Below are 26,811 nucleotides of genomic sequence, written 5' to 3'. Positions count from 1 at the left end.
ATGCACTGCAACATCTGCCATGCCGCCCTGGGCGACCCGCTGTACGAGTCGACGTCCGACCAGTCGCTCACGTCCCTGTGCGAGCTGCGGCCCGGCCGCACCCGCGTCTGGCTGTGCCCCTCCTGCGGCCACCTCCTCAGCGACGAACTGCAGGACGTGGCGCGCTACTACGAGACCGAGTACCGGATCCTCCTCGACCACGACGAGGAAGACCAGATCTACGACACCCGCGGCGACCGCATCGTCTACCGCACCGAGCATCAGGTCGACACCCTGGTCACCCAGCTGGCCCTGCCCGAGGGGGCGCGCCTGCTGGACTACGGTTGTGCGAAGGCCTCCACGCCCCGCATGCTGCTGACCCGCCGCCCGGACCTGCAGGTGCACCTGTTCGACGTCAGTGCCATGTACCAGGCGCACTGGGACCGCTTCGTCCCGCGCGAGCGGCAGGCGATGCACGAGACGCCGCCAGACTGGCAGGGCCGCTTCGACGTCGTGACCTCGTTCTTCTCGCTCGAGCACATCCCGCAGCCGGCGCGGACGCTCGCGCACATCGCGGGACTCCTGGGCCCGCAGGGCGTGCTGTATGGCATCGTGCCCGACACCTTCGGCAACATCGCGGACTTCGTCGTCGTCGATCACGTCAACCACTTCACCCGGCCCTCGCTGCATCGCCTGCTGGCCGATGCCGGCTTCCAGGAGATCGTGATCGACGACCGGCTGCATCGCGGCGCCCTCGTGTTCCGCGCCGGCAAGACCGGGCGGCACACGGCGGCCCCCGAAGTCGCGGGTACGCTCGCGGCGGCGCAGGATCTCGCACGCTACTGGAGCGCCATCGGCGACCGCATCCGAGCCGCCGAGGCCGAGGCGGGCGATGTGCCGTCAGCCATCTATGGCTCGGGCTTCTACGGCGCGTTCATCGCGAGCACCCTGCGCCAACCCGACCGGCTGCGCTGCGTCCTCGACCGGAGCCCGTTCCGGCAAGGCAAGACCTTGTTCGGCACGCCCATCGTCGCGCCGCAGGCCTGCGATGCAGCGGTCAAGCGGATGTATGTCGGGCTCAACCCGTCGATCGCGCGCCAGGCGATGGCCCAGGTGCCCGAGCTCGCGGGGCGCGAGCTGCAACTCGTGTTCCTCGACGAGGCAGCCGCATGACCAGCCGGCTGTCCGTCTCCGCGGACCGCCCTGAGGCGGCCGCGGCGCACGCCGGCAGCGTCCTGCTGCGGCCCTGGCGCGAGACGGACATCCCCTTCCTGCAGCGGCTGCGCAATGACGTGCCGTTGCAGGCCCAGCTGCTCGCCCGCGCCCGCGGCAGCGACGAGGCCGCGGTGCGGCGCTGGCTGCAGGCGCGCGCCGAGGGCGAGCGGTCGCTGTTCCTCGTGATTGCCGATCCCGACGCCGGTGAGCCGCTGGGCTACCTCCAGATCGTCGACATCGATCCGGAGGACCGGCGCGGTGAACTCGGAATCTGCCTGGCCCCTGCCGCGCAGGGACGCGGCCTGGGGCGGGCGGCCGTGCGGGCTGCCCTGGCGGCCGCCCGGAGCGACCGTGGCCTGCGCAAGGTCAGCCTCCGCGTGCGGGCCGACAACCTGCGTGCGATCCGCTGCTATGACGCCACCGGGTTCGCGCGCTGCGGACTGCTGCGCGAGCATGTGTGCATCGAGGGCTCGTGGCGCGACGTGGTCCTGATGGAGGCCTTCCTCGAACCGGCGGGCGCCCCATGCGGGTCGTGATCTCGCAGTCGATGCTGTTTCCCTGGGTCGGCCTGCTGGAGCAGGTGCGCCTGGCCGACGTGTTCGTGCACTACGACGACGTGCAGTTCTCCAAGGGCAGCTTCGTCAACCGCGTGCAGCTCAAGCTGGCCCAGGGCCCCCGCTGGCTGAGCGTGCCGCTGCCCGGGCTGCGCCTGGGCCAGCGGATCGACCAGGTGGCTTTGCCGCCGGCGCCCGACTGGGTGCCCCGCCACCTGGACCTGATCGAGCGCGCCCTCGATGGCGCGCCCTTCCTGGCGGATGCGCTGGCGCTCGCCCGTGATGTCTATGCGGCGGACGACCGGCACCTCGGGCCGCTCGCCCGCCGGTCCCTGCTGGTGTTGTCGGACTACTTCGGCCTGCAGGCCGGCCGCCGCTTCGTCGATGTGACCGCGCTGGCGGTGGGTGGCAGCGGCAGCCAGCGCGTGCTCGACGTGGTGAAGGCCGTGGGCGGCACCACCTATGTCACCGGGCACGGCGCGGCCAACTACCTGGACCATGAGGCCTTCGAGCGTGCAGGCGTGGCCGTGGAGTACATGCGCTATGCGCGCGTACCCTATCCGCAGCTGCACGGGGCCTTCACCCCCTACGTGAGCGGGCTCGACCTGGTGGCCAACTGTGGCCGCGCGGGCGCACGCTACATTCAATCCCCATCCGTCCCCTGGAGAGAGTTCCTCGATGAATCCGCGCGAACAGTTTGAAGAGGAGTGCCGGCGCAACGTGGAGGGCCTGGGCCGCGACACGGACCTGCAGGCCCTCTCGCGAGTGTGGGTGCGCGAGATCGCCCCGCACAAGTACGCCTACAACTTCCGCTGGCTGGGCCGGCCCATCATCCAGTTCCCACAGGACATGATGGCCATGCAGGAGCTGATCTGGCAGGTGCAGCCGGACCTGATCATCGAGACCGGCATCGCCCACGGCGGGTCGCTCATCTTCTCGGCCTCCATGCTGGAACTCGTGGCGGCCTGCGGTGGCCCGGCGGACGCCCGGGTGCTGGGCATCGACATCGACATCCGGGCGCACAACCGCGAGGCGATCGAGGCGCACCCGATGGCCCGGCGCATCGACATGATCCAGGGATCGAGCATCGCGCCCGAGGTGATCGAGCAGGTCCGCGCGGCGGCGCGCGGCCGTGATCGCGTGCTGGTCTGCCTGGACAGCAACCACACGCGCGACCACGTGCTGGCCGAGCTGCGGGCCTACGCCCCGCTGGTGACGGTGGGCAGCTACTGCGTGGTCTTCGACACGCTGCTCGAGGACATGCCCGAGGCCATGTTCACCGACCGGCCCTGGGGCCCCGGCAACGGCCCGAAGACGGCAGTGAGGGCCTACCTGGCCGAGGCGCCGGGCTTCGAGGTGGACCGCGCGATCGAGCACAAGCTGCTCATCACCGTCGCGCCCGAGGGCTACCTGCGCCGGGTCGCCTAGCGCGCGAACACGGCGCGCACGTGCCGCGCCACACGGGCGATGTCGTCCGGCTGCATGTCGTGGTAGCTCGGCAGGTTGAGCGCGCGCCGGTAGAGGCCATGGCTGACCGGCGGCTGGGGCGCCCCGGCAAAGGGAGGCGTCATCGACAGGGGCCAGAAGAACACGCGGCCGTCGATGCCGTCCGCGGCGAACGCGCGCAGCAGTTCGTCGCGGTCGAAGCCGCTGCCGGCGTCCGCGACGACGGTCGGCATCCAGTAGCCGTTGCGGGTGCCCGCAGGCTCGGGGTTCATGGCGAGCGGCAGGCCGTCCAGCGCCTGCGCATAGGCCTGGAAGATCTCGCGCTTGCGTGCCAGCAGGCTGTCGATGCGCTCCACCTGGGCGCAGCCGATCGCCGCCTGGAGGTTGGACATCTTGTACTTGAAGCCCACTTCGTGCGGCCAGAACTGCCGCGGCTCGCCGCGAGCGCGGCCATGGTTGCTCAAGGTCAGCACGCGGCGGTAGAGCGATTCGTCGTTGCAGACGAACAGCCCGCCTTCACCCGTGGTGAGGGTCTTGCTGCCATGGAACGAGAAGGCGCCGAAGGCGCCACGCGTGCCGGCGCGACGCTCACCCCACGCGGAGCCCAGCGCCTCCGCGGCGTCCTCGATCACCGGGATGCCGTGGCGCCTTCCGATGTCGAGGAGCGCGTCCATGTCGCAGAGGTTGCCGTAGATGTGCACGGCCAGGATGGCGCGCGTGCGCGGCGTGATGGCGGCCTCCACGCAGGCCGGATCGACGCACCAGCTGTCGGCCAGCACGTCGACCAGCACCGGCCGCGCGCCCAGGTAGGTGATCGGTGCCGCCGATGCGACCCAGTTGATGTCCCCCAGGATCACCTCGTCACCCGGTCCGATGCCGAGCGCGGCCATGCCCATGTGCAGGGCGCCGGTGCAGCTGGAGGTGGCGATGGCGAACGGCACGTCCAGGTGGGCGCGGAAGGCCGCCTCGAAGCGGTCGATGTACTCGTAGCAGCGCTCGCCCCAGCCATGGGTGGCGGCGTCCGTCGCGTAGCGGACTTCCAGCTCCGTGATGGAGGGCTTGGCGTAGTGGATGCGGGACAGGGTCATCTCGATGCTCAGAGCAGGGCCAGCTTCGGCACGGCCACCGCGAAGCGCCCGCCCCAGCGACGGACCTCCGCCAGTTGCTGCACGACTTCGTCGGCGATGTTCCAGGGCAGGATCAGCACGATAGCCGGCTTCTGCTCGAGCAGGTGGGACGGCGCGACGATCGGGATGTGGGTGCCCGGCGTATGCCGACCCTGCTTGCTGGGCGCCGCGTCGGCGATGCAGGGCAGCAGGTCGGGCCGCACGCCCGCGTAGTTCAGCAGCGTGTTGCCCTTGGCGGCAGCGCCGTACCCCATCACGCGGCGCCCCTCGCGCTTGCAGGCGAGCAGGAACTCGAGCAGGCCGTCCTTCACCGCGTCGGCGCGCGCCTGGAAGGCCAGGTAGGGTGCCAGCGTGCGCAGGCCGGCGGCCTCCTCGTCGGCGAGCACCGCCGCCACCGCCGGCGTCACCGGGTGGCTGGCTGCCTCATGGCAGGCGTAGACGCGCAGGCTGCCGCCGTGCGTGGGCAGCTGCTCCACGTCGCAGACGCGCAGGCCGGCCGCGCGCAGCACCCGGGCGGCACTGTGCAGCGACAGGTAGGAGAAGTGCTCGTGGTAGGCCGTGTCGAACTGCGTCAGCGCGATCATGCGCAGCAGGTGCGGAAACTCGATGGTCACCACGCCCTCGGGCTTCAGGGCCACGCGCAGGCCGGCCGCGAAGTCGTTGATGTCGGGGACATGCGCGAAGACGTTGTTGCAGATGATGAGGTCGGCCGCCGCGCCCTGCGAGGCGAGCTCGGTCGCCAGCGGCACGCCGAAGAACGCCTGCACGATCGGAATGCCCAGGGCCCGGGCGGCCTGCGCGGTGCCCGCCGTGGGCTCGACGCCCAGGCAGGGGATGCCGGCGGCGACGAAGTTGCGCAGCAGGTAGCCGTCATTGGCGGCCACCTCCAGCACGTGGCTGCGCGCATCGAGGTGCAGGCGCTCCACGATCATGCGCGAGTAGGCCTCGGCATGGGCCAGCCAGGACCGGGAGGTGGAGGAGAAGTAGGCGTAGTCGTCGCGGAACAGCTCGTCGGCGTGCGCGTGGTCCTCGGTCTGCACCAGCCAGCAGGCCTCGCAGACGAACAGGCGCAGCGGGTAGTGGACCTCCGGTTCGCGCAAGCCTTGCGCGCTCACGTAGGCGTTGGACGGCGGCGCGCTGCCCAGGTCGAGGAACACATGGTGCAGGCCTTGCCCGCAGTGGCGGCAGTTCAAGTCTTCACTCCGGCAAAGTCGGGCGCGAGCGGCGGGTGCGCCAGGTCGCGCGGCGAGAGGCCGCGCACCGGCAGCGGCCACGGGATGCCGAGGCGGGCATCCTGGCAGTGGACACCGCCCTCCGACGAGGGTTCATGGAAGGCCGTGTGCAGGTAGAGCAGCTCGGTGTCGGGCGCCAGCGCCTGGAAGCCGTGGGCCACGCCCTCCGGCAGCACCATCATGCGGCCATCGTGCGCGCAGAGCTCCTCGGCATGCCACTGCAGTAGCGTCGGCGAGCCGGCGCGCAGGTCCACCGCCACATCCCAGACCCGGCCGCGCAGGCAGCGCACGAACTTCATCTCGGCGTGGGGCGCATGCTGGAAGTGCAGCCCGCGCACCGTGCCGGCCTCGCGGGTGAGGGACCCGTTGATCTGCACGATCCGGCGATGCCCCAGCAGCTCGGCGAGCTCGCGCTCGCAGAACAGGCGCGCGAACGCGCCCCGCGCATCGCCGGCATAGGGCTGGTGGACGCGGTACACGCCGGCCAGCGGCGTGGTCTCGATCCTCATGGCGTGGCCCACGCCAGGCCCGCGGCCTGTGCATCGCGCACATAGCCCTGCAGTTGCCGCTGGCTGAGCGCCTCGCCCTGCGCCAGGTAGTGGCTGTACCACTCGGCGGTGGCGGCCTGCGTGCGATCCAGGTTCCACACGGGGCGCCATGCGAGCAGCCGGCGCGCCTTGCCGGTGTCGAGCTGCAGCAGCCGTGCCTCGTGCCGGCTCTCGTCGCGATCGACGCGCCAGGCCAGGCCCGGCCAGTGACGCCGAAGGCCCTCGAGCATGTCGCCGACGGTGACGTTGCCCTCCGGGCCGGGCCCGAAGTTCCACGCGCCCGCCACGGCCGCATCGCCCGCCAGCAGGCGCTGGCCCAGCAGGAGGTAGCCCGAGACCGACTCCAGCACGTGCTGCCACGGCCGGGTGGCCTCGGGGCGGCGGATCACGGCCGGCTGGCCCGACTGCAGGCCGCGCACCAGATCCGGCAGCAGCCGGTCGGCCGCCCAGTCGCCCCCGCCGATCACGTTGCCGGCCCGCGCCGTGGCCAGCAGGGGCCCGTTCGCGAAGAAGCTGCGGCGGTAGCTCGCGGCCACCAGTTCGGTGGCGGCCTTCGAGGCGCTGTAGGGGTCATGCCCGCCCAGGGGATCGGTTTCGGCGAAGGCCTGGCCGGTCTCCGGGTTGTCGTAGCACTTGTCGGATGTGACGACCACGATCGCCCGCACGCCCGGTGTCTGGCGGCAGGCCTCCAGCACATGCGCGGTGCCCATGACGTTGGTGGACCAGGTCTCCAGCGGCTGCAGGTAGGACGGGCGCACCAGCGCCTGGGCGGCCAGATGGAACACGATCTCCGGCCGATGCGCGTGCACGGCGGCGGCCACGGCCGATGCGTCGCGCACGTCGATCAGCAGGCTGCGCAGGGGCGGTGCCGTCATGGCCCAGTGGCTGGGCTCGGTGGCGGGGGGCAGGGCGATGCCGGTCACCTCCGCGCCCAGGTGCTGCAGCCACAGCGCCATCCAGCTGCCCTTGAAGCCGGTGTGGCCCGTGAGCAGCACGCGCCGGCCGCGGAACTGGCCGCCGAACAGGCTCAACGCCACACCTTCCAGGGCGCGCCTCGGTGCCACAGGTCTTCCAGCTGGTTCTTGTCGCGCAGGGTGTCCATGGCCTGCCAGAAGCCCCGATGCCGCCAGGCGCGCAGTTCGTCGCGGGCGGCCAGCCCTTCCAGCGGCGCCGCTTCCCAGCTGGTGTCGTCGCCCTCGATGGCGTCGACCACGGACGGGTTGAGCACGAAGAAGCCGCCGTTGATCCACGCGCCGTCCCCGATGGGCTTTTCCTCGAACCGCGCCACGCGGTCGTCGTCGAGGCCCAGCGCGCCGTAGCGCCCCGGGGGCTGCACCGCCGTGACCGTGGCCGGCTTGCCGTGGCGCCGGTGGAAGGCCACGGCCGCGGCGATGTCGATGTCGGCCAGGCCGTCGCCGTAGGTGAAGCAGAACGGCTCGTCGCCGAGGTAGCTGCGCACGCGCTTCAGGCGGCCGCCCGTGAGGGTGCGCTCGCCGGTGTCCACCAGGGTCACGCGCCAGGGCTCGGCGTGGCGCTCATGCACTTCCATGCGGTTGTTCGGCAGGTCGAAGGTGACGTCCGAGGTGTGCAGGAAGTAGTTGGCGAAGTACTCCTTGATGACGTAGCCCTTGTAGCCCAGGCAGACGATGAAGTCGTTGATGCCGTGGTGCGAGTAGATCTTCATCACGTGCCACAGGATCGGCTTGCCGCCGATCTCGATCATCGGCTTGGGCTTGAGATGCGATTCCTCGCTGATGCGCGTGCCCAGTCCGCCGGCCAGGATGACGGCCTTCATGGCCGGCTCCCGGCGGGGCTCGATGGAAGAGTGGCTGCCTGCGACATGGATGCCCGTGATCGATGCCGCATTATGCGATCGGCGCTGGAGGGCGCGGCCTCAGTCCAGCGCGGCGCGCACGCGCCCGGCCACGGCCTCCCAGCGGAAGGCGCGCGCGCGCTCGATGCCGCGCCCGGCCAGCGTCGCGCGCAGCGCGGCATCGTCCAGCATCTGCTGCATGGCATGGACGAGCGATTCCACGCGCTCGGGCTCGACCAGCAGGGCGTTGCCGGGGCCCGCCACCTCGGCGAGCGAGGTGCTGCCGGAGGTGACGACCGGGGTGCCGCAGGCCATGGCCTCCACCACCGGCAGGCCGAAGCCCTCGTACAGGGAGGGGAAGACCAGCGCCACCGCGCCGCGGTAGAGCGCGGCGAGGCCGGCGTCGTCCGGCTCGCCAGCGAAGGTGATGGCCTCCGCCACGCCCGCCGCGCGCGCCCATTGCATCGTCGGCGCGTCCGGCGCGCCGGTGAACAGCAGCCGCACGCCCTCGCGCCCGCGCAGCAGGGCGAAGGCCTGGAGCAGCCGGTCCACGTTCTTGTGGCTGGCCCGCCGGCCCACGTGCAGGAAGTACGGCGCGCCGGGCCGGTGCACGGCCCCATCCGGCTGGAAGGCCGGGCCGACCCCGTTGCCCACCACCTCCACCTGCCAGGGGGGCGCTCCCGACCAGGCCAGGATGTCCGCGCGCGAGTGCTCCGACACGGTCAGGACCCGGCGCGCGCGGCGGACGGCCGGTCGCACCACGGTCTCGTAGTACAGTCGCCGCAGCGCGGATGACTCGCCCGGCACCTTCAGGTGGATCAGGTCGTGGATCGTGAAGACGAACGGGATCGGGCTGGCCAGCGGCGGATTGAATCCGGGCGAGAAGTACCGGCCGTCACGCAGGCGAGCCAGGGCCCAGGTGGAGGCCAGCGGATCGATGGGCGAGAGCTTCGGCCCGAGGATGGGCAGGGGCCTGGCGCCGGGCAGGCGATGGAAGAGTTCCTGCGCAAAGCGCCCGATGCCGTGGTTGCCGAACCATCGGGTGTCGAAATGGATTGTGGGATGCACCGGGATCTGACCGGCCGCGGGAGCGCGGCACCTGCCTTGGTATGAACGAAGCTGCCGTCAGCGACACCTGGAGTATGCGGGGACTTCCGGTCGCCGTCACCCACGAGTGGCTCACCGACTGGGGCGGCTCCGAGGATGTCGTGCGGGCCATGCTCGGCGTCCTGGGACCGGTGGACGTGCACGCCACCATCGACTTCCTGTCCGATACCGATCGTCGCCGGCTGGGCGCGGGCCGCATCCACACCACCTTCCTGCAGCGCGCGCCCGGGGTGCGCACGCGCTTCTGGCACTACCTGCCGTTCACGCCGCTCGCCGTGGAGACGCACGACCTGCGCGCCGCGCGCGTCATCGTCTCCAGCTCCCATGCCTTCGCCAAGGGCGTGCTGACCACGGCGGAGCAGCTGCACGTGAGCTATGTGCACTCGCCCATGCGCTACGCCTGGGACCTGCACCACGAGTACCTCGCCGACTACCGCCTGGACCGCGACGCCAAGGGCCTGCTGGCGCGCTACCTGTTCCATCGCCTGCGGCAGTGGGACCGCCAGACCGCCCACAACGTCGATCTGTTCCTGGCGAACTCGCGCCATGTGCAGCGGCGCATCTGGCGCGCCTACCGGCGCCGCGCGCGCGTGCTGTACCCGCCGGTGGCGACCGACCGCTTCACCTTCGAGGCCCGCAAGCAGGACCACTACGTCACGGTGTCGCGGCTGGTGTCGTACAAGCGCATCGACCTCATGCTGGAGGCCTTCCGCGCCATGCCGGGGCGGCGCCTGGTCGTCATCGGCGACGGCCCCGAGGCCGCCCGCCTGCGGGCCATCTGCCCGCCCAACGTCACCCTGCTGGGCTTCCAGCCGCATGAGGTGGTGCAGGACCATCTGGCCCATGCACGTGCCTTCCTGTTCGCCGCCCACGAGGACTTCGGCATCTCCCCGGTGGAGGCGCAGGCCTGCGGCACGCCCGTGATCGCCTACGGCGTGGGCGGCGCCGCGGAGACGGTGCGTGACCTGCGCACGGCCGACCGGCCGACCGGCCTGCTGTTCGACGCCCAGACCCCTGACGCCCTGCGGGCGGCGGTGGAGGCGTTCGACCGCGCCAGCATCGACCCCCACGACTGCCGGATCTGGGCCCAGGGCTTCAGCGAGGCCCGCTTCGCGCGCGAGTTCGCGCAGATCCTGGAGCAGGCCTGGGCGGCCTGGTCGCGCGACCCGGGCTTGGTCGAGTCCATCCTGCCGCCGCTGGAGGCAGGCCCCTGATGCAGGCGGATCCCCTGCGCCGGCCTGGCGGCCGGCTCGACGCCGCATGGGGGCTGGCCGCCGCCGCGCTGGTCGCCCTGCCCTGGCTCAACCCCTTCGCGCCGGGCCCTTCGGCCGCCATCGCGCCGTGGCTGTTCGCGGCCGCCTGCGGGCTGGCGTTGTGGCTGCTCGCCGCCGCCCGCGGCGGTGCGCCCCGGGCGCCGCTGGCCTGGCTCGCGCTCGGCGTGGTCCTGTGGGCCGGCGTCGCCAGCCGGGGCCTGCCGCCGGAGGCGGTGATGCTGGCGGGCGGCCTGGGTCTCGTGGTGGCTGCGTCCGCGCTGACACCGGGCGCCGGGCGCGACGGCCTGGTGGCCGGCGCCCAGGCCGGGCTGATCGTCGCCGCCGCGCTGAATGCGGTCGTCGCGCTGGTGCAGTACACCGGCCACAGCGAGGCGTTCGCGCCCTGGCTCAACACCGCGGGCCCCGGCCTCGCTTTCGGCAACCTGCGCCAGCCGAATCACTTCGCGTCGCTGTGCTGGCTGGGCATCGCGGCGGTGATCTGGGCCCCGCTGCCGCTGCCCCGCTGGGCGCGCCTTGCGCTGCTGCTGCTGCTGGGCGCGGCGAGCGCCACCAGCCTGTCGCGCACGCCCCTGCCGCAGGCGGCGCTGCTGGTGGTGCTGGCCCTGGCCTGGCCGGGCGCGCGCGGGCGTCGCCTCGTCTGGTGTGGGGTGGCGATCGCCTGTGCCGTGGCCGCCTCCTACCTGTTGCCGGCCCTGCTGGAGACCGCCACCGGCGGGGGTGCGCGGCGCGTCTGGACGCGCCTGTCCAACGAGGAGGGCTGCAGCGGCCGGCTGGTCCTGTGGCGCAACGTGCTGGAGCTGATCGGCCAGCGGCCTCTGGGCGGCTGGGGCTGGGGCGAGCTGGACTACGCGCACTTCATGCACCTGTATGCAGGCCCGCGCTTCTGCGACATCCTGGACAACGCGCACAACCTGCCACTGCACCTGGCGGTGGAACTGGGCGTGCCTGCGGCGCTGGTGCTGGTGCTGGTGGCCCTGGTCTGGGTGTGGCGCCGTGCACCCTGGCGCGAGGCGGATCCGCTGCGCCAGCTGGCCTGGGTCTGGCTCGGCCTGCTCGCGCTGCACAGCATGGTGGAGTACCCGCTCTGGTACGGGCCGTTCCAGATCACGGCCGGCCTGGCGCTGGGCTGGCTGGCATTGCCGACTGGCGCAGCGACCGCGAGCGCGGCGCCGGCCCCGCAGGGTGATGCGGTCGAAGCCCCCGTGGCCCCGCACCGCGCGGGCCTGGTCTTCGCGCTTGCGCTGGGCGTCGCCAATGTCTACGCCGCCTGGGACTACCTGCGCGTGAGCCAGATCTACCTGCTGCCCGAGCAGCGCGCCGAAGCCTGGCGCGACGACACGCTGGGCCACATCCGGCGCTCGTGGCTGTTCGCGGGCCAGGCGCGCTTCGCCGAGCTGACGCTCACGGCGCTCACGCGGGACAACGCGGCTTGGGTGCATGTCAATGCCGAGATCGCGCTGCACTACTCGCCGGAGCCGCGGGTCATCGAGCGCGCGATCGAGAGCGCCACCTGGATCGAGGCCTACGATGAGGCGCTGCTGCACCTCGCGCGCTACCGCGCCGCCTTCCCCGCCGACTACGCGGCCTGGCAGCAGGCGCAGAAGCGGCCCATGCTGCCGCCCTCGAACTAGGGGCGCTCAGTCGCGCACGTAGCTGCCCGACTTGCCGCCATGCTTTTCGAGCAGGCCCACGTCGCGCAGCACCATGCCGCGGTCCACGGCCTTGCACATGTCGTAGATGGTGAGCAGGGCGGTGGCGCAGGCGGTGAGCGCCTCCATCTCGACGCCGGTGGGGCCGACGGTCTCGACGGTGGCGCGGCACTCGACGGCGGCAGCCTGCGGCGGGCGGGCCTCGTGCAGCGTGAAATCCAGCGCCACGCGGGTCAGCGCGAGCGGGTGGCACAGCGGGATCAGGTCGGACGTGCGCTTGGCGGCCTGGATGCCCGCGATGCGCGCCACGCCCAGCACATCCCCCTTGCGTGCCGTGCCCGCCTGGATGACGGCCAGCGTGGCGGGTAGCATGTCGATGCGTCCCGCCGCCACCGCCACCCGGTGGGTGGCGGGCTTGGCGGCCACGTCCACCATGTGGGCCTGTCCCTGCGCATCGAAGTGTGTCAATCCACTCATGACTGAACCATCCTGGGTCAGCGGGCATCATACGGCGATGTTCGACATCAAGCCGCGCCTGCGGGCGGCCGGCATTCACCTGGGCGTGAGCGCCTGCATCGCCCTGGTCGCTGCGGCGCTGGTGTTCGGCCTGTGGTTCCGGTGGCCCTACCGCGAGGTGAGCGGCGGCACCGACCTGTTCCTGATCGTCATCGCGGTCGATGTCTGTCTGGGACCACTCATCACGCTGTCGGTGTTCGATCGCGCCAAGGGCTGGCCGGTGCTGCGCCGTGACCTGGCGTTCGTGGCCCTGCTGCAGCTCGGCGGCCTCGCCTACGGCCTGTGGACCGTGCATCTGGCGCGCCCCGTGCACCTGGTGTTCGAGGTCGACCGCTTCCGCGTGGTCCATGCGGCGGACATCCCGACCGACCTGGCCGCGAAGGTGCCGCGTGGCATCGATTCACCCCCGTGGACCGGGCCGACGCTGCTGGCCGTGCGCCCGTTCCGCAACCCGGGTGAAAGCGTGCAGGCCACGATGGTGGCCCTGGGCGGCATCCACCTAGCGGCGCGCCCTGACCTGTGGGAGCCCTACGTCGCTGCGCGCGGCGCGGTGCTGCAGGTGGCGCGGCCGGTGTCGGACTTGCGCCGCCGCTTCCCCAGCGAGGCCGGTGCGATCGATGAGGCCATCCGCGAGGCCGGCCGGCCCGAGTCGCAGCTGGCCTACCTGCCGCTGGTGGGGCGCAAGGCCGCGGCCTGGACGGTGCTGATCGACGGCCGCTCGGCCGAAGTGCAGGGCTACCTGCGACTGGATTCCTTCTGATGCGGACACCTGCACGTCCACGGCGTCTCGCTGGCACGGCGGCGCTCGCGCTGGCCCTGCTTGCGGGTCTGGGCCCGGCGACCGCCCAGCTGCCGACGCTGGGCGACCCCACCGACCTGTCCACCCGCACCGAGCGGCAGATCGGCGAGCGCATCGCGCGCGAGCTGTACCGCGACCCGGACTACCTCGACGACCCGGTGCTGGTCGAGTACGTGCAGACCCTGTGGCAGCCGCTGCTGGCGGCCGCGCGGGTGCGCGGCGAACTGCCGCCGGAGCTGGACGAGCGCTACGCCTGGCAGGTGCTGCTGGGGCGTGACCGCAGCATCAATGCCTTCGCGCTGCCCGGCGGCTGGCTGGGCCTGCACCTGGGCCTGGTCAGCGTGACCGCCAACCGCGACGAGCTCGCCTCCGTGCTGGCGCACGAGCTCAGCCACGTCACGCAGCGCCACATCGCCCGCATGATGACGCAGCAGAACCGGCAGGCGCCGCTGGTGATGGCGGCGATGGTGCTGGGCGCGCTGGCGATCAGCAAGAACCCCGACGCCGGCCAGGCGCTGATCCTCGGTGGTCAGGCCGCGGCGGCGCAGCAGCAGCTGAACTTCTCGCGCGACATGGAGCGCGAGGCGGACCGCGTGGGCCTGGGCGTGCTCACCCAGGCGGGCTTCGAGCCGCAGGGCTTCGTCACCATGTTCGACAAGCTGCAGCAGGCCTCGCGGCTGAACGACAGCGGCGCCTTTCCCTACCTGCGAACCCATCCCATGACCACCGAGCGCGCCGCCGACATGCAGTCGCGCCAGCAGCTCGCGGCGCGACCGACTATCGTGCCCACCCTGCAGCACCTGCTGGCGGCGGCGCGGGCCCGCGCGCTGTCGCAGGCGGGTGTCGACGCGCAGCGGGGGCTGGTGGCCGAAGCGCAGGCGAGCGCCACGTCGGGCCAGCCGTCACCGCGACTGGCGGCCTCGGTGTACGCTGGCGCGCTCGCCGCCAGCCGCCTGCGGGATCACGACGTGGCGGCGCGCCTGGCGGCGCGGCTGCGGCCGCTGGTGCAAGGCGACGCGGCGGCGGAACGCATGGCCCGCCTGCTGGGGGCGGAACTGGCGCTGGCCGCCGGCGCACCGGCACGGGCGCTGGAGGAGATCGGCCCGATCACCGGCGCGCAGCGGCCGGAGCTGCTGCTGGGCGCGCAGGCGCTGGTGCGCACCGGGCGTGCCGCCGAGGCGGCACAGGCCCTGCAGACCTGGGTCAGTGTCCAGCCGCGCGATGCGGGCGCCTGGCAGCAGCTGGCGCTGGCCCATGCCGCGCAGGGGCAGCGGGTGCGGGCCGTGCGCGCGGAAGCCGAGGTGCAGGTCGCCCAGCTGGACTACGCGGCGGCGCTCGACCGCTTCAAGGCCGCGCAGGACCTGCTGCGCACGCCGGGGGCGGGGGATCACATCGAGGCGTCGATCATCGACACCCGCGCCCGCCACGTGCAGTCACTTCTTCGCGAACAGGCTCTCGAGCGCTGAGTCGATCACCAGGCCGGCGACCGAGTACATCACGGAGCCCAGCATCGCCGCCCAGAAGCCGCGCACCTGGAAGCCGTCCAGCAGGGAGGCGGCGGCCCAGAACACCAGGGCGTTGATCACGAACAGGAACAGGCCGACGGTGACGATGGTCACCGGCAGCGTCAGGATCACCAGCACCGGGCGCAGCACCGCATTGAGCAGGCCGAGCACGAAGGCGGCCAGCATCGCGGCGCCGAAGCTCGTGACCTGCACGCCGCTGTAGAGGTAGGCGACCAGCAGCAGCGCGGCGGCGCTGAGGAGCCACTTGGCGATCAGCTTGAGCATGGTGGGCGGAGCATACACCCCCGCGCCGACACGCCGGCCCGGGTCAGTCGGTAGCCAGCAGCAGGGCGGCGAACAGGCCGATCAGGCTGCCGGGCGTGCCCGGCGTCAGCCGGCCGGTCTGGGGCGGCGGTGTGTCGGACTTCGGGCGCCGCACGTCCAGCACCCGCGCCGGGCCATGCGCCTCGATCAGTTCGCGGGTGAGCTCGGGCAGCGGGCCGCGGGCCAGCACGGGCGTGACGGTGTCGCCCCGTGCGCGCAATGAAGGCACCACCTGCTCGAACAGGCGCTCGGCCCAGCGGCCGCGCCAGTTCTCGCGGGCGGAGTGGCTCACCCACTTGCTGATGCGATGGGTCATGCGGGGCGCGCAGGCCACCAGCACCCAGTGCATGGGCGCGGCGTCCGGTGCCGGCAGCAGCGGCCGCGCGTGCGCGGCGTCGTCGAGATACACGATGACCGTCTTCATCAGGGCTCCTGTGGGCGGCTGGCGCGGTGTCGCCCGGGGTCCCGGTTGCACAGCCGCTGGCGCAGTCTCCCGCCTATCGAGCCGCCCGTCCAGCGGGAGTTCCCGATGCGGCGGCGCCACAGGCGATATCATGCGCCTCCCCTCGGGGTTCCCATGGCCGGCATCCACATCACCGACATCGAGGCCGCCATCAACTACTGGCGTGAGCGCAAGCCGTCGCCGGACGGCGTGACCCTGGCGCCCGAGCTGCGGGCCCTGGCCGAGGTGTACGCGCTCATGGTCTACCACCGCCAGGACGAGGCGGCCGAACGCGGCTTCCCGGCGGCGGCCTATGCCGCCTGGCAGGCCTGGTACCAGACCCAGCCGGACACGCCCTGCATCGCGATCTGCTCCACCAGCCAGGGCGACGCCGAGTGCAAGGGCTGCGGCCGGCGCTTCGACGAGGTGCAGCGCTGGCCCGAATTCAGCCCGGCGCAGAAGCGGCAGGTGTGGCGGCGCATCACCCAGCGCGGCGAGGCCTGGCGCTTCAACCGCTATGCCGAGCGCGCGCGCGAGGCTGCTTCGGCCCCCGCCTCGCCCCCGCAGGACTGAGCCGGGGCGATCAGCGCCAGCGCTCGGGCACCACGTCCACGTGCCGGGTGGCGTCAGCCAGCATCAGCTGGCCTTCCTGGATCGTCGCCTGCAGCTGCATGGTGCGTTGCGCCAGCGCCGCCAGCGCCTGCGAGGCCTCGGCCGGGATGCGCCAGACCTGCAGGTTGTCCAGGCGCGTCAGCTTGTTCTCGATGCCGCGCCACCACACCGGCGCCGCATGGTGGAACGCGTAGACCGCCACGGCATCGGCCTTGCGGCAGGCCTTGGTGATGGCGCCGTCGTCGGGCTGGCCGACCTCGATCCACACGCGGGTGCGGCCGGTGAAGTCGCGCAGCCAGACATCGGGCTCGTCGGGGTCCGACAGGCCGGCGCCGAAGGCGAGCGTGCCGTCCCCGCTGCACACCGTCTGCAGGGCATGCGCATGCAGGGCCAGCGCGGCCAGCCGCACCATCATGCGTTCATCGGTCTCGCTCGGGTGGCGCGCCAGGGTGAGCGCATGGTCGGCGTAGTAGCCGTGGTCGATGTCGGCCACGGCCAGGCCGGCCTTGAAGATGGTGGACTTGAGGGCCATGCGACCGCTTCAGCAGCGGCGGGCCAGTTCGGCGGCCTTGCCCACGTAGCCCGCCGGCGTGAGGGCGAGCAGGCGGTCCTTGTCGGCCTGCGGGATCTCCAGCGCCTGGATCAGGCCGTGCAGGTCGGCCGCCTGCACGGTCTTGCCGCGGGTGACCGCCTTCAGCTTCTCGTAGGCGCCCTGCACGCCGTAGCGGCGCATCACGGTCTGGATCGGCTCGGCCAGCACCTCCCAGGCTTCGTCCAGGTCGGCGGCGATGGCTTCGCGGTTCAGCTCCAGCTTGCCCAGGCCCACGCCCAGCGAGTGGTAGGCCAGCACCGTGTAGCCGATGGCCACACCCATGTTGCGCAGCACCGTGGAATCGGTCAGGTCGCGCTGCCAGCGCGACACCGGCAGCTTCTCCGACAGGTGTCGCAGCAGCGCGTTGGCCAGCCCCAGGTTGCCCTCGGCGTTCTCGAAGTCGATCGGGTTCACCTTGTGCGGCATGGTGGACGAGCCGATCTCGCCCTCGCGCAGGCGCTGCTTGAAGTAGCCCAGGCTGATGTAGCCCCAGGCGTCGCGGCACCAGTCCACCAGGATGGTGTTGGTGCGGGCCATGGCGTCGAACAGCTCCGCCATGTAGTCGTGCGGCTCGATCTGGATGCTGTAGGGCTGGAAGGTCAGGCCCAGGCCCAGCGGCTCGGGCGTCTCCACCACCTTGCGGCTGAAGGCTTCCCAGTCGAACTCGGGCCAGGCCGCCAGATGCGCGTTGTAGTTGCCCACCGCGCCGTTCATCTTGCCCAGCAGGCGCACGCCGGCGATGCGCTCGCGTGCGGCGGCCAGGCGCACCACCACGTTGGCGATCTCCTTGCCCACGGTGGTGGGGCTGGCGGTCTGCCCGTGCGTGCGGGAGAGCATCGGCACCTCGGCGCTGGCATGCGCCATCTCGCGCAGCTTGCCGATCAGGGCGTCCAGCGCCGGCAGCAGCACCTGCTCGCGCGCGGCCTTGAGCTGCAGCGCATGGCTGGTGTTGTTGATGTCCTCGCTGGTGCAGGCGAAGTGCACGAACTCGCTGGCCGCCTTCAGCTCGGGCCGGGCCTCGAACTTCGACTTGATCCAGTACTCCACCGCTTTCACGTCGTGGTTGGTGGTCTTCTCGATCTCCTTGATGGCCGCGGCATCGGCCTCGGAGAAGTTCTTCACCAGGCCCAGCAGGTAGGTGCGCGCGCCCGGCGACAGCGGCTTGAACTCGGCGAAGCCGGCGTCGGACAGGGCGATGAACCAGCACACCTCCACCTGCACCCGCCGGTGCATGAAGCCGTGCTCGCTCATGAGGGGGCGCAGCGTGGTCAGGCGCGCGGCATAGCGGCCGTCCAGGGGGGACAGCGCCGAAATCGGGGAGAGGGCCATGGGGGAAATTGTAGGCGTCCGTCAAGCGGGGGATTGACAAGGCCGGCTGTCGCACGCCGACGACAGCGCGCGCGGGGGCTTCCCCTAGAATGAATTGCAGCTCCCGGGTCGCCGGGGGTCCGTGCCACGCCATAACTCGAACAAGCCAGCAGGAAGAGCCCATGAAGCTGATCGGATCGACCACCAGTCCCTACGTGCGCAAGGTGCGCGTCGTGATGGCCGAGAAGAAGCTCGACTACCAGTTCGTCGAGGAAGACGTCTGGGCGTCCGACACCGCCATCATGCAGTCCAACCCGCTGGGCAAGGTGCCCTGCCTCGTGATGGAAGGCGGCGAGGCCCTGTTCGACTCGCGCGTGATCGTGGAGTACCTCGACACGCTGTCGCCGGTGGGCAAGCTCATTCCCGCCGTCGGCCGCGAGCGCGCCGAGGTCAAGACCTGGGAGGCCCTGGGCGACGGCATGCTCGACGCCCTGATCCTCGCCCGGCTCGAATCCCACTGGGCGGGCCGCGCCAAGGCGCAGCGCAGCCAGGCCTGGATCGACCGCCAGATGGACAAGGCGCAGGCCAGCCTCAAGGCCATGAGCCAGGGCCTGGGCGACAAGCCCTATTGCGCCGGCATCTACCTCACGCTGGCCGATGTCGCGGTGGGCTGCACGCTGGGCTATCTCGACTTCCGCTTCCCCGACATCGACTGGCGCACCGCCTACCCGAACCTCGCTCGCCTGGCCGACAAGCTGGCCCAGCGCCCCAGCTTCGCCGACACCCTGCCGCGCTGATGGCGCGCGCGGGCGGCGCCAGCGCGCGCCGCCGGGGCGGCCCGGCCCCATAATCGGCCTGCAGGAGATGCCGTGCATGAGCGTCTTGTACCTGGACCATTTCGAGCTGAAGGCGGATCCGTTCCGCGTCACGCCGGACATCGATTTCTTCTTCTCCGGTGGCCGGCGCGGGGACATCCTCGAAGGCCTGGTGGTCGCGGCGTTGCACGACGACGGCATCGTGTGCGTGATCGGAGAGATCGGCATGGGCAAGACCATGCTCACCCGCATGCTGATGGAGCGCCTGCGCGCCCATCCGGTGGACACCGTCTACGTGCCCAACCCGGTGTTCGATCGAAACGAGATCCTCGATGCGATCGGGCGTGACCTCACCGGCGCGCCGCTGCGCGGCAACCGCACCGAGATGCTCGCCACGCTGGAGGCGGCGCTGATCCAGCGGCATGGCGACGGCCGCCGCGTGGTGGTGGTCGTCGACGAGGCCCACACCATGCCGCCCGGCACGCTGGAGGAAATCCGCCTGCTGTCCAACCTGGAGACGGCCCACAACAAGCTGCTGAAGATCATGTTGTTCGGCCAGCCCGAGCTGGACCAGATCCTGCGCTCGCCGGCGCTGCGCCAGGTGCGCGACCGCATCAGCTACCGCTTCGACCTGCAGCCGCTCGCGCCGGCGGAGATCGCGAGCTACCTCGAGTTCCGCCTGCGCAAGGCGGGATTCAACGGCCTGTCGCTGTTCAGTGCCGATGCCGTGCAGCGCCTCGCCGCGGCGTGCGATGGCCGCACGCGCCGGCTGAACATGCTGGCCGACAAGTCGCTGCTCGCTGCCTTCGTCGCCAACGCCGACACCGTGGAGCTGGCGCACGTGGAGCGAGCTTGCGCCGACGAGCGCCCGCCGGTGCAGGCAGCGGGGGCACCGGCCGTCCAGGCCGCCGCTGTGGCGCCCGCCCCCGTGCGCGCCGGCTGGTCCACCTGGCAGGTGGCGGCCGGCGCCGGTGCCGCGCTGCTGCTGGGCGGCGTGGGCGGCTTTGCCGCGAGTCACTGGATGGCGTCGCCCGCTGCGACCGCGCAGGCGCCTGTGGCGCCGCCGGCCGTCGTGGCGGCGGTGAGCCCTGCGCCAGTGGCCGGAACGGCTTCCGCGCCCGAAGCGGTGAGCAGCCCGGTGGCCACCGCCGCCTCGGCGCCGGTCGCTGTGACGGACGTGGCTGCACCTGCGCCGGCACCGGCCGTGGCCGCGCTGCCGGCCGCGTCCGCACCGGCTGCCGCGCTCACGACCGTGGCCACGGCGCCCCCGCCAGCCGCGCCTGAAGCGGCGCCGCGGCCCCTGGCTTCGGCCGCCGAGATCACGCTGGAACAGCGCATCCGCGCCACCGAGCAGGCCATCCGCGACAGCCAGGGCGTGGGGTTCACGGTGCAGCTCATCGCCATCCGCGCGCCCAGCGTGGCGGCGGTGCAAGGCGTGCTGGCGCAGTACGAGCAGCTGCTCGGGCCGGATGTGGTGATCTGGGTGAATGACCGTGTGTATGGCGGCGTGCCCTACCATGCGATCTACGCGGGCCGCTATGCCACCCGCCAGGAGGCATTGAAGGCGGCGGCGGCTTTGCCCGAGCCGATCCGCCAGCAGAAGCCGGTGGTCCGCAGCATGCAGAAACTGCTAGAGGAGGCGCGCTCATGATCCGGTCGCGGTTCGCGATCCCGCTGCTCGCAGCCGGCCTGCTGGCCGCCTGCGCGGCACCGCCGCCGCAGCCCTCGGCCGGCCATCTCGCCGTGGCGCCGCAGCCACCGGCCCCCGCGCCGGCCGCGGCCTCCGCCGCCGGCATCCCGCGCCTGTCGACCGAGGCGCCGCCGCTGCCGCCGCCGCGGGCCGCACCGCCGCTGGAAACCTACAGCGTGGTGGTGCACAACGTGCCTGTGCAGTCGCTGCTGTTCGCGATTGCGCGTGACGCGCGTCTCAACCTCGACGTGCATCCGGACATCACCGGCGTGGTCACGCTGAACGCGCTGGACCAGACCATCCACGAGATCCTCGACCGTGTCGCGCGGCAGGTCGACATGCGCTGGGAGCTGTCCGGCCAGAACCTGCTGGTGCTGCCGGACACGCCGTTCCTGCGCCTGTACCGGGTGGACTATCCGAACGTCGCCCGCGAATCCAGCAGCACCACCTCGTCGGAATCGCAGGTCGCCACCACCGGGCAGGCCAGCGCCGCCACGGCCGGCAATGCCTCCAGTGCAGTGGTGCGCAACGTCTCCAACAACCGCTTCTGGGACACGCTGGTGGCCAACGTGCGCGACCTGCTGCGCGAGACCGACCGCGTGATCCCGGAGGGCGCCAGCGCCGCGCCGCAGGCCGTGCCCGCCACGCCGGTGCCCAGCGTCGGCGGACGCACGCCCACCTCCACGCTGACGGCCGCGGTGAATGCCGCCGCGGCTGGCGCGCCGGCAGGTGGCGCGCGCGCGCAGTTCCGCGAGGCCGCCTCGGTGATCGCCAACCCCGAGACGGGCGTGCTCAGCGTGCGCGCCACGGCGCGCCAGCACCAGCGCGTGCGGGAATTCATCGACCAGGTGCTGCGCAACTCGCGGCGGCAGGTGCTGATCGAGGCCACCATCGTCGAGGTCGGCCTCACGCAGGAGTACCAGCAGGGCATCAACTGGTCGGTGCTGCGCAACTCGGTCAGCGGCAACACCGATGTCTCGCTGGTGCAGGCGCCGGGCGGCGGCACGGCCATCTCGTCCGGCCTGGTGCAGCCCTTCCTGGGCCAGCTCAGCTTCCTGCGCCGCGGCTCCAACTTCGATCTGTCGAGCACGGTGCGCCTGCTCGAATCGTTCGGCCGCACGCGGGTGCTCTCCAGCCCCAAGGTGAGCGTGATGAACAACCAGTCGGCGCTGCTGAAGGTGGTGGACAACAAGGTCTACTTCACCATCAGCGTGACGCCGGCCACTTTCGTCGCTGGCGTGCAGACCTCGCCGGCGGTGTACTCGACGCAGGTGAACACGGTGCCGGTGGGCTTTCTCATGAACGTCACCGCGCAGGTGGGCGACGACGACACGGTCACGCTCAATCTGCGGCCCACCGTGTCGCGCATCACCGGCTACGTGAGCGACCCCAGCCCCGCGCTGGCGCAGGCCGGCGTGACCAACCGCATCCCCGAGATCCAGACGCGCGAGTTCGAGTCGATCATGAAGGTCCGCGACGGCGAGGTCGCGGTGCTCGGCGGCCTGATGCAGGACGACACCAACAACGCGTCCGACCAGCTGCCCGGCGCGGGCAGCCTGCCGGTGCTGGGCGACCTGTTCCGCTACCGCAACGAGCGCACCACCAAGAGCGAGCTGGTGATCTTCCTGCGGCCGACCATCCTGCGCGACGCCAGCATCGACGGTGACCTCTCCTTCATGCGGCAGCCCGGGCCCGCGCAGGGGCAGGGCGCGCGATGAGCCTGCTGCTGGAGGCCCTCAAGCGCGCGGAAGACCGCGGCCGTCGGCGCCGCGCCGGTGCCGCACCGGTGCCCGGCTCGGCGCTGCCGCAGGATGCGCTGGCCGAACTGGCGCCACAGACCGAGGCCACTGGCGCGCACGTGCTGGGCCTGGCGGGGCCGGACGATCCCATGATCCCGGTGGAGCTGTCCTCGCCGCCGGATGAGCCGGCCTTTCCGGCACTGGAGCCGACCCCGCCCGAGCCGGAGCTGAGCCTCGCCCCGGCGCCGGAACCCGCACCTGCCGAGCCCCAGCCTGCCCTGCGGCCGGCGCCCCGCGCGGCCGCACCGTCGCCGGCCGCGGCCACTGAACCGCCCGCCCAGTCATCCCCTTCCGCCGCCGCGCCGGCGCCGCGAGCGGCCCAGCGCCCCCCGCGCGCCCCGGTGGCCAGCCGGCCGGCGCCGTCGCCCGCGCCGGCCCCCAGCTCGCCCCAGGCCGACGCACGCGCGGCCGAGCGCCTGCTGAAGGCGCAGGCGGCTTCGGCCGGCGCCGGGGCCGCCACGCCCGCACCCGGCCGCGCGCGGCAGGCCTGGCTGCTGGCCACGGTCACGCTGCTGGCGGCCGGCGTCGGCCTGCTCTGGTTCTGGCCGCAGGACGACACCCCGGTGCGCCGGCCGCAGGCGCAGGGCTTGACGCAGCCGGCCCCGGCGCCTGTCGCCAATGCCGGGGCGGTCACGACGGCCGCACCGGCGCCGCCGGCCGCGGAGGCCACGCCCGCCGCCCCTGCGCCCGCGCCGGCGGCCAGCAGTGTCGTCGCACCGGCCGCGTCGCCTGGCGCTGGGGAGATGAAGGTGGCCAGCACCACGCCCGCGGCCGCGCCCTCTGCGGCGGGTCCGCCCGCCACGACGCCCCCGGTTGCTGCGCCCGCCGACCGCCCGGCCCGCAGCGCAGGGCTCCAGCGCCCCCGCGCGACGGACGACGAGCGGCCCGCGCCGGCCGCGGCGCCCCCTGCCGTCCGCGCGGTCCGCACGACGCGGCCGCCGGTGGCCGAGGGGGTTGCGCAGACCGCCGAGCCCGCGCGGGGCGATGCCGCCGCTTCCCCGCGCCAGGCCGCCGCCGCCCGCCTGCAGGCCCGGCTGCAGCAGGCCTTCGCCGATTTCCAGGCGGGCCGCCTGCCGGAGGCCACGCAGGCCTGGCGCGAAGTGGTCACGGCCGATCCCACGCAACGCGATGCCTGGCTGGGCCTCGCGATCGCGGCGCATCGGCAGGGCCAGCGCGAAGCCGCGCTCGCCGGCTACCAGCAGGTGCTGCGCCTGGAGCCTGGCAACGCGGAGGCCGTCGCGGGCCTGGTCGCCCTGGAAGCCGCTGGCAGTGACACCGCTTCCGAATCGCGCCTGCGCGAGGCGCTGGCCCGCAACCCCGGCCAGGCCATGCTCAACAGCGCGCTGGCCCGCCTGCTCTCGCAGCAGGGCCGCTGGGACGAGGCGCAGCCGTTCTGGTTCGCGGCGCACACCGCCGCACCCGGCGAGGCCTCGCACGCCTACAACCTGGCGGTGGCGCTGGACCGCCTGCGCAAGCCGGCCCTGGCGGCGCAGTACTACCGGCGTGCGATCGAACTGCAGCAGGGGCCGACGTCGACCTTTGACGTCGCCGCGGCCCGCGCCCGCCTGCAGGCCCTGGGCGACCGGCCGGCGCCGGCGCAACCCTGATGGACCTCGCTGCCCTGCGCCCCGCGGAGTTCGTGGCCGAACTGGTCTGGCAGGGCCTGCTCACGCCCGACCAGGCCGAGATCGTGCTCACCGAGCATGCGCATCGCGGCGGCACCATCGCCGACACCGTCGCCTCGCTCGGCATCCTCAGTGCCGACGACATCCTGGCGCTGCAGGGCAGCACCAGCACCATCACGCCGGTGCGGCTGGGCGACAGCGTCGCCGATCCGCAGGCCCTGGCCCTGCTGCCCCGCAACGTGGCGCGCGCGCACGGCGTGCTGCCGATCGGCTTCGACGCCGCCGCCGGCCTGCTGACGGTGGCCATCGCCGATCCGAACGACGTGGTCGCCATGGACCGCGTGCGCAGCGCGATGCCGGCTGGCGTGACCGTCGAGTGGCGCCTGGCCACGCGCGCCGAGATCGAGGCCGCGGTGGAGCAGTTCTACGGCCAGCCGCTGTCGATCGAGGCCATCCTGCAGGGCCTGCGCACCGGGCGCGTGGAGGAGGCCTCCAGCCAGCTGCGCGAGCCGCGCTCGCACGCGCATCCCATCGTGCGGCTGGTCGACGCGATCCTCGCCGAGGCGGTGCGCATGGGCGCCTCCGACATCCACCTCGAACCCGAGGAGCGCTTCCTGCGCCTGCGCTACCGCATCGACGGCGTGCTGCGCCAGATCCGCGTGCTGCACCGCCAGTACTGGCCGGCGATGCTGGTGCGGCTGAAGGTGATGTCCGACATGGACATCGCCGAGACCCGTGCCCCGCAGGACGGCCGCATCTCGATGGTGATCATGGGCCACGACGTGGATTTCCGTGCCGCCGTGCAGCCCACCGTGCATGGCGAGAACTTCGTGCTGCGCGTGCTGGACCGCCGCAAGTCCATCGTCACGCTGGATCGCATGGGCCTGGCCCCGGACCGCCTGGCCACGCTGCGGCTGATGCTGGCGCGGCCCTACGGCATCGTGCTCGTCACCGGTCCCACCGGCAGCGGCAAGACCACCACGCTGTACTCCATCCTGAACGAGCTGAACACCGAGCAGGTCAACATCATGACCCTGGAGGACCCGGTGGAGTACCCCATGCCGCGCATCCGGCAGGCCTCCGCCGGCGAGACCAAGCTCGACTTCGCCTCCGGCGTGCGCTCGATGATGCGGCAGGACCCGGACGTGATCCTCGTGGGCGAGATCCGCGACCGCGAGACCGCCGAGATGGCCTTCCGTGCCGCCATGACAGGGCATCAGGTGTTCTCCACGCTGCACGCCAACTCCGCCGCGCTGGCCATTCCGCGCCTGGTAGACATGGGCGTGCCGCTGGCCGTGCTGACCGGCAACATCATCGGCATCGTGGCCCAGCGCCTGGTGCGGGTGCTGTGCCCGCGCTGCAAGGAGGCCTACGAGCCGAGCGAGGCCGAGCGCGCCGTGGTCGGCGTGCTGGCGCCGGACACCCCGCTGTACCGCCCGGTGGGCTGCGAGGCCTGCAGCGGCACCGGCTTCCGCGGCCGCACGGCCCTGATGGAGCTGCTGCGCTTCGACGAGGTGCTCGACGACATGGTGGCCCAGGGCGCGCGCGCCTCGCACATCCTGGCGCACGCGCGCAAGGAGGGCTTCAGCACCATGGCCGAGGACGCGCAGCAGCGCATCGCCGCCGGCATCACCTCACTGGACGAAGTCGCGCGCGTGATCGACCTGACCCGCTTGTCAGCGCACGGATGAACCCGTACCGGTACGTCGCCGTCAACGCCGCCGGGTCGCTGGTGCGCGGCGAGCAGAACGCCGCCAGCGAGGCCGATCTGGAGGACCGCCTCGCGCGCCAGCAGCTGGAGCTGCTGTCCGCGCAGCCGGTACGCCAGGGCTTCGGGCGCCGCCAGCGGCGCCTGCCGGTGCAGGAGCTGATCAACGTGCTGATCCACCTGCAGACGCTCAGCCAGGCCGGCGTGCCGCTGCTGGAGGCGCTGGTGGATCTGCGCGATACCTCCGACTCGTCCGCCGTGGGGGCCTTCGCTGCCGATCTGGTCGACCGCATCGAAGGCGGCGCGACACTGTCGAAGGCCCTGGCGGAGTCGCCCTGGCCGCTGGACCCGGTGATCGTGAGCCTGGTGCAGACGGGCGAGGCCACGGGCCAGCTGCCCGAGGTGCTGGCCGAGGTGATCGAGAACCTGAAGTGGACGGACGAGATCAACTCGCAGACGCGCAAGCTGCTGCGCACGCCCGCCTTCACGGCGGTGGTGGTGCTCGGTGCGGTCGCGTTCCTGATGATCTATCTCGTGCCGCAGCTGCTGGTGTTCATCCGCAGCATCGGCGGCGAGATCCCGCCGCAGACGGTGGCCCTGATCTGGTTCTCCAACCTGCTGGTCCACCAGGGCTGGCTGCTGGTCGCGCTGCCGGTGGCGGCCTGGGTCGCGGTGCGCGCCGTGGCCGCGGCCTCGCCCGAGTGGCGCGAGCGCATCGACTGGTGGAAGCTGTCGGTGCCGCCCATCGGCCCGGTGCTGCGCAAGATCGTGCTGGCCCGCTTCGCCAACTCGTTCGCGCTGATGTATCGCAGCGGTGTCTCGGTCATGGATGCGCTCGCCTACTGCAAGGGGCTGTCGCCCAACACGGCCTACCAGAACACGCTGGAGCGCGTGCTGCGCGCCATCAGCGAAGGCCAGCGCATCTCCGATGCGTTCGCCGTGCACCCGCTGTTCCCGCCGCTGGTGGTGCGCATGCTGCGCGTGGGCGAGAACACCGGCGCGCTGGACAAGGCGCTGGCCAACGTGAGCTACTTCTACCAGCGCGAGGTGAAGGACGCGGTGGAGAAGCTGCAGGCGGCGATCCAGCCGGTGCTCACCATCTTCCTCGGCGCCATGGTGGCCTGGATCCTCT

26 protein-coding genes are annotated in these 26,811 nt (G+C 72.2%); 15 read left to right on the top strand and 11 right to left on the bottom strand.

Annotated elements, in window-relative coordinates:
* From ACE3T5_RS10615 to ACE3T5_RS10600, 4 genes are read left to right on the top strand one after another with little or no spacing between them, the layout of a single operon-like run.
* Entirely contained in the window at positions 1-1,152 is a 1,152-nt protein-coding gene (locus ACE3T5_RS10615) for a class I SAM-dependent methyltransferase (protein ID WP_374667328.1), read from the top strand.
* A complete protein-coding gene (locus ACE3T5_RS10610; protein WP_374667326.1) occupies positions 1,149-1,730 on the top strand; it encodes a GNAT family N-acetyltransferase in 582 nt (193 codons plus the stop codon). The genes ACE3T5_RS10615 and ACE3T5_RS10610 overlap by 4 nt, the downstream gene beginning before the upstream one ends.
* Positions 1,718-2,449, top strand: coding sequence for a WbqC family protein (locus ACE3T5_RS10605; protein WP_374667324.1), 732 nt, complete (start codon positions 1,718-1,720; stop codon positions 2,447-2,449). The genes ACE3T5_RS10610 and ACE3T5_RS10605 overlap by 13 nt, the downstream gene beginning before the upstream one ends.
* On the top strand, positions 2,427-3,176 hold the full coding sequence (locus tag ACE3T5_RS10600; RefSeq protein WP_374667322.1) for a cephalosporin hydroxylase family protein: 750 nt from the start codon (positions 2,427-2,429) through the stop codon (positions 3,174-3,176). The genes ACE3T5_RS10605 and ACE3T5_RS10600 overlap by 23 nt, the downstream gene beginning before the upstream one ends.
* Here the strand turns inward: ACE3T5_RS10600 and ACE3T5_RS10595 are convergent.
* The 6 genes from ACE3T5_RS10595 to ACE3T5_RS10570 form a co-directional block, all read right to left on the bottom strand.
* A complete protein-coding gene (locus tag ACE3T5_RS10595) occupies positions 3,173-4,282 on the bottom strand; it encodes a DegT/DnrJ/EryC1/StrS family aminotransferase (RefSeq protein ID WP_374667320.1) in 1,110 nt (369 codons plus the stop codon). The genes ACE3T5_RS10600 and ACE3T5_RS10595 overlap by 4 nt on opposite strands.
* A gap of 8 nt (positions 4,283-4,290) precedes the next feature.
* A complete protein-coding gene (locus ACE3T5_RS10590) occupies positions 4,291-5,514 on the bottom strand; it encodes a methyltransferase domain-containing protein (protein ID WP_374667318.1) in 1,224 nt (407 codons plus the stop codon).
* On the bottom strand, positions 5,511-6,062 hold the full coding sequence (locus ACE3T5_RS10585) for a dTDP-4-dehydrorhamnose 3,5-epimerase family protein (protein WP_374667316.1): 552 nt from the start codon (positions 6,060-6,062) through the stop codon (positions 5,511-5,513). Before ACE3T5_RS10585 ends, ACE3T5_RS10590 begins: the two co-directional genes overlap by 4 nt.
* On the bottom strand, positions 6,059-7,132 hold the full coding sequence (gene rfbG, locus ACE3T5_RS10580; RefSeq protein ID WP_374667314.1) for a CDP-glucose 4,6-dehydratase: 1,074 nt from the start codon (positions 7,130-7,132) through the stop codon (positions 6,059-6,061). Before rfbG ends, ACE3T5_RS10585 begins: the two co-directional genes overlap by 4 nt.
* Positions 7,129-7,896, bottom strand: a complete 768-nt coding sequence (gene rfbF / locus ACE3T5_RS10575; RefSeq protein ID WP_374667311.1) for a glucose-1-phosphate cytidylyltransferase — start codon at positions 7,894-7,896, stop codon at positions 7,129-7,131. Before rfbF ends, rfbG begins: the two co-directional genes overlap by 4 nt.
* A 99-nt stretch (positions 7,897-7,995) precedes the next feature.
* Complete coding sequence (locus tag ACE3T5_RS10570; protein ID WP_374667309.1) at positions 7,996-8,982, bottom strand: glycosyltransferase family 4 protein; 987 nt, start codon at positions 8,980-8,982, stop codon at positions 7,996-7,998.
* A 41-nt stretch (positions 8,983-9,023) separates the two neighbouring features.
* Between ACE3T5_RS10570 and ACE3T5_RS10565 the strand changes: the two genes are divergently transcribed.
* Positions 9,024-10,235: a glycosyltransferase gene (locus ACE3T5_RS10565; protein ID WP_374667307.1), complete on the top strand. Its 1,212-nt coding sequence runs from the start codon at positions 9,024-9,026 to the stop codon at positions 10,233-10,235.
* On the top strand, positions 10,235-11,926 hold the full coding sequence (locus ACE3T5_RS10560) for a PglL family O-oligosaccharyltransferase (protein WP_374667305.1): 1,692 nt from the start codon (positions 10,235-10,237) through the stop codon (positions 11,924-11,926). Before ACE3T5_RS10565 ends, ACE3T5_RS10560 begins: the two co-directional genes overlap by 1 nt.
* Before the next feature lie 6 nt (positions 11,927-11,932).
* On the opposite strand, the gene moaC is transcribed toward ACE3T5_RS10560, so the two are convergent.
* Positions 11,933-12,421: a cyclic pyranopterin monophosphate synthase MoaC gene (gene moaC / locus ACE3T5_RS10555; protein WP_374667303.1), complete on the bottom strand. Its 489-nt coding sequence runs from the start codon at positions 12,419-12,421 to the stop codon at positions 11,933-11,935.
* Here moaC and tfpZ point away from each other — a divergent pair.
* A complete protein-coding gene (tfpZ, locus tag ACE3T5_RS10550; RefSeq protein WP_374667301.1) occupies positions 12,420-13,220 on the top strand; it encodes a TfpX/TfpZ family type IV pilin accessory protein in 801 nt (266 codons plus the stop codon). The two genes, moaC and tfpZ, sit on opposite strands and share 2 nt — an antisense overlap.
* A complete protein-coding gene (locus ACE3T5_RS10545) occupies positions 13,220-14,725 on the top strand; it encodes a M48 family metalloprotease (protein ID WP_374667299.1) in 1,506 nt (501 codons plus the stop codon). Before tfpZ ends, ACE3T5_RS10545 begins: the two co-directional genes overlap by 1 nt.
* Here the strand turns inward: ACE3T5_RS10545 and ACE3T5_RS10540 are convergent.
* Together ACE3T5_RS10540 and ACE3T5_RS10535 are read right to left on the bottom strand one after the other, a co-directional pair.
* Positions 14,693-15,049 (bottom strand): phage holin family protein, encoded by a 357-nt coding sequence (locus ACE3T5_RS10540; protein ID WP_374667297.1) that lies wholly within the window; start codon positions 15,047-15,049, stop codon positions 14,693-14,695. The genes ACE3T5_RS10545 and ACE3T5_RS10540 overlap by 33 nt on opposite strands.
* Positions 15,050-15,092: 43 nt before the next feature.
* On the bottom strand, positions 15,093-15,512 hold the full coding sequence (locus ACE3T5_RS10535; protein ID WP_374667294.1) for a hypothetical protein: 420 nt from the start codon (positions 15,510-15,512) through the stop codon (positions 15,093-15,095).
* Between the two features lie 153 nt (positions 15,513-15,665).
* Between ACE3T5_RS10535 and ACE3T5_RS10530 the strand changes: the two genes are divergently transcribed.
* Positions 15,666-16,103, top strand: coding sequence for a DUF3717 domain-containing protein (locus ACE3T5_RS10530; protein WP_374667292.1), 438 nt, complete (start codon positions 15,666-15,668; stop codon positions 16,101-16,103).
* A gap of 10 nt (positions 16,104-16,113) precedes the next feature.
* Here the strand turns inward: ACE3T5_RS10530 and ACE3T5_RS10525 are convergent, their stop codons facing one another.
* Together ACE3T5_RS10525 and purB are read right to left on the bottom strand one after the other, a co-directional pair.
* Complete coding sequence (locus ACE3T5_RS10525; RefSeq protein ID WP_374667290.1) at positions 16,114-16,674, bottom strand: YaeQ family protein; 561 nt, start codon at positions 16,672-16,674, stop codon at positions 16,114-16,116.
* Positions 16,675-16,683: 9 nt separating this feature from the next.
* Positions 16,684-18,063: an adenylosuccinate lyase gene (gene purB / locus ACE3T5_RS10520; protein WP_374667288.1), complete on the bottom strand. Its 1,380-nt coding sequence runs from the start codon at positions 18,061-18,063 to the stop codon at positions 16,684-16,686.
* 161 nt (positions 18,064-18,224) lie between these two features.
* On the opposite strand from purB, the gene ACE3T5_RS10515 reads away from it, so the two are divergent.
* From ACE3T5_RS10515 to ACE3T5_RS10490, 6 genes are all read left to right on the top strand, one after another.
* Positions 18,225-18,839, top strand: coding sequence for a glutathione S-transferase N-terminal domain-containing protein (locus ACE3T5_RS10515; protein ID WP_374667286.1), 615 nt, complete (start codon positions 18,225-18,227; stop codon positions 18,837-18,839).
* 76 nt (positions 18,840-18,915) lie between these two features.
* Positions 18,916-20,508 carry an AAA family ATPase gene (locus ACE3T5_RS10510; RefSeq protein WP_374667284.1) on the top strand — a complete coding sequence of 531 codons (1,593 nt, stop codon included), beginning with the start codon at positions 18,916-18,918 and terminating at the stop codon, positions 20,506-20,508.
* On the top strand, positions 20,505-22,265 hold the full coding sequence (gene mshL / locus ACE3T5_RS10505) for a pilus (MSHA type) biogenesis protein MshL (protein ID WP_374667282.1): 1,761 nt from the start codon (positions 20,505-20,507) through the stop codon (positions 22,263-22,265). Before ACE3T5_RS10510 ends, mshL begins: the two co-directional genes overlap by 4 nt.
* Positions 22,262-23,953, top strand: a complete 1,692-nt coding sequence (locus tag ACE3T5_RS10500; RefSeq protein ID WP_374667280.1) for a tetratricopeptide repeat protein — start codon at positions 22,262-22,264, stop codon at positions 23,951-23,953. Before mshL ends, ACE3T5_RS10500 begins: the two co-directional genes overlap by 4 nt.
* A complete protein-coding gene (locus tag ACE3T5_RS10495) occupies positions 23,953-25,662 on the top strand; it encodes a GspE/PulE family protein (protein ID WP_374667278.1) in 1,710 nt (569 codons plus the stop codon). Before ACE3T5_RS10500 ends, ACE3T5_RS10495 begins: the two co-directional genes overlap by 1 nt.
* The coding region (locus tag ACE3T5_RS10490; protein WP_374667276.1) for a type II secretion system F family protein at positions 25,659-26,811 on the top strand (1,153 nt) is incomplete at its 3' end. The genes ACE3T5_RS10495 and ACE3T5_RS10490, both read left to right, overlap by 4 nt.

This window comes from Ramlibacter sp. (genome assembly GCF_041916345.1).
GTDB lineage: Bacteria > Pseudomonadota > Gammaproteobacteria > Burkholderiales > Burkholderiaceae_C > Ramlibacter.
This window is presented reverse-complemented; position numbering and strand designations above follow the sequence as displayed.

Coding starts and splice junctions, on each gene's coding strand:
- ACE3T5_RS10615 (WP_374667328.1), top strand. CDS start 1: ATGCACTGCAACATCTGCCATGCCGCCCTGGGCGACCCGCTGTACGAG.
- ACE3T5_RS10610 (WP_374667326.1), top strand. CDS start 1,149: ATGACCAGCCGGCTGTCCGTCTCCGCGGACCGCCCTGAGGCGGCCGCG.
- ACE3T5_RS10605 (WP_374667324.1), top strand. CDS start 1,718: ATGCGGGTCGTGATCTCGCAGTCGATGCTGTTTCCCTGGGTCGGCCTG.
- ACE3T5_RS10600 (WP_374667322.1), top strand. CDS start 2,427: ATGAATCCGCGCGAACAGTTTGAAGAGGAGTGCCGGCGCAACGTGGAG.
- ACE3T5_RS10595 (WP_374667320.1), bottom strand. CDS start 4,282: ATGACCCTGTCCCGCATCCACTACGCCAAGCCCTCCATCACGGAGCTG.
- ACE3T5_RS10585 (WP_374667316.1), bottom strand. CDS start 6,062: ATGAGGATCGAGACCACGCCGCTGGCCGGCGTGTACCGCGTCCACCAG.
- rfbF (WP_374667311.1), bottom strand. CDS start 7,896: ATGAAGGCCGTCATCCTGGCCGGCGGACTGGGCACGCGCATCAGCGAG.
- ACE3T5_RS10565 (WP_374667307.1), top strand. CDS start 9,024: ATGAACGAAGCTGCCGTCAGCGACACCTGGAGTATGCGGGGACTTCCG.
- ACE3T5_RS10560 (WP_374667305.1), top strand. CDS start 10,235: ATGCAGGCGGATCCCCTGCGCCGGCCTGGCGGCCGGCTCGACGCCGCA.
- tfpZ (WP_374667301.1), top strand. CDS start 12,420: ATGACTGAACCATCCTGGGTCAGCGGGCATCATACGGCGATGTTCGAC.
- moaC (WP_374667303.1), bottom strand. CDS start 12,421: ATGAGTGGATTGACACACTTCGATGCGCAGGGACAGGCCCACATGGTG.
- ACE3T5_RS10545 (WP_374667299.1), top strand. CDS start 13,220: ATGCGGACACCTGCACGTCCACGGCGTCTCGCTGGCACGGCGGCGCTC.
- ACE3T5_RS10540 (WP_374667297.1), bottom strand. CDS start 15,049: ATGCTCAAGCTGATCGCCAAGTGGCTCCTCAGCGCCGCCGCGCTGCTG.
- ACE3T5_RS10535 (WP_374667294.1), bottom strand. CDS start 15,512: ATGAAGACGGTCATCGTGTATCTCGACGACGCCGCGCACGCGCGGCCG.
- ACE3T5_RS10530 (WP_374667292.1), top strand. CDS start 15,666: ATGGCCGGCATCCACATCACCGACATCGAGGCCGCCATCAACTACTGG.
- ACE3T5_RS10525 (WP_374667290.1), bottom strand. CDS start 16,674: ATGGCCCTCAAGTCCACCATCTTCAAGGCCGGCCTGGCCGTGGCCGAC.
- purB (WP_374667288.1), bottom strand. CDS start 18,063: ATGGCCCTCTCCCCGATTTCGGCGCTGTCCCCCCTGGACGGCCGCTAT.
- ACE3T5_RS10515 (WP_374667286.1), top strand. CDS start 18,225: ATGAAGCTGATCGGATCGACCACCAGTCCCTACGTGCGCAAGGTGCGC.
- ACE3T5_RS10510 (WP_374667284.1), top strand. CDS start 18,916: ATGAGCGTCTTGTACCTGGACCATTTCGAGCTGAAGGCGGATCCGTTC.
- mshL (WP_374667282.1), top strand. CDS start 20,505: ATGATCCGGTCGCGGTTCGCGATCCCGCTGCTCGCAGCCGGCCTGCTG.
- ACE3T5_RS10500 (WP_374667280.1), top strand. CDS start 22,262: ATGAGCCTGCTGCTGGAGGCCCTCAAGCGCGCGGAAGACCGCGGCCGT.
- ACE3T5_RS10495 (WP_374667278.1), top strand. CDS start 23,953: ATGGACCTCGCTGCCCTGCGCCCCGCGGAGTTCGTGGCCGAACTGGTC.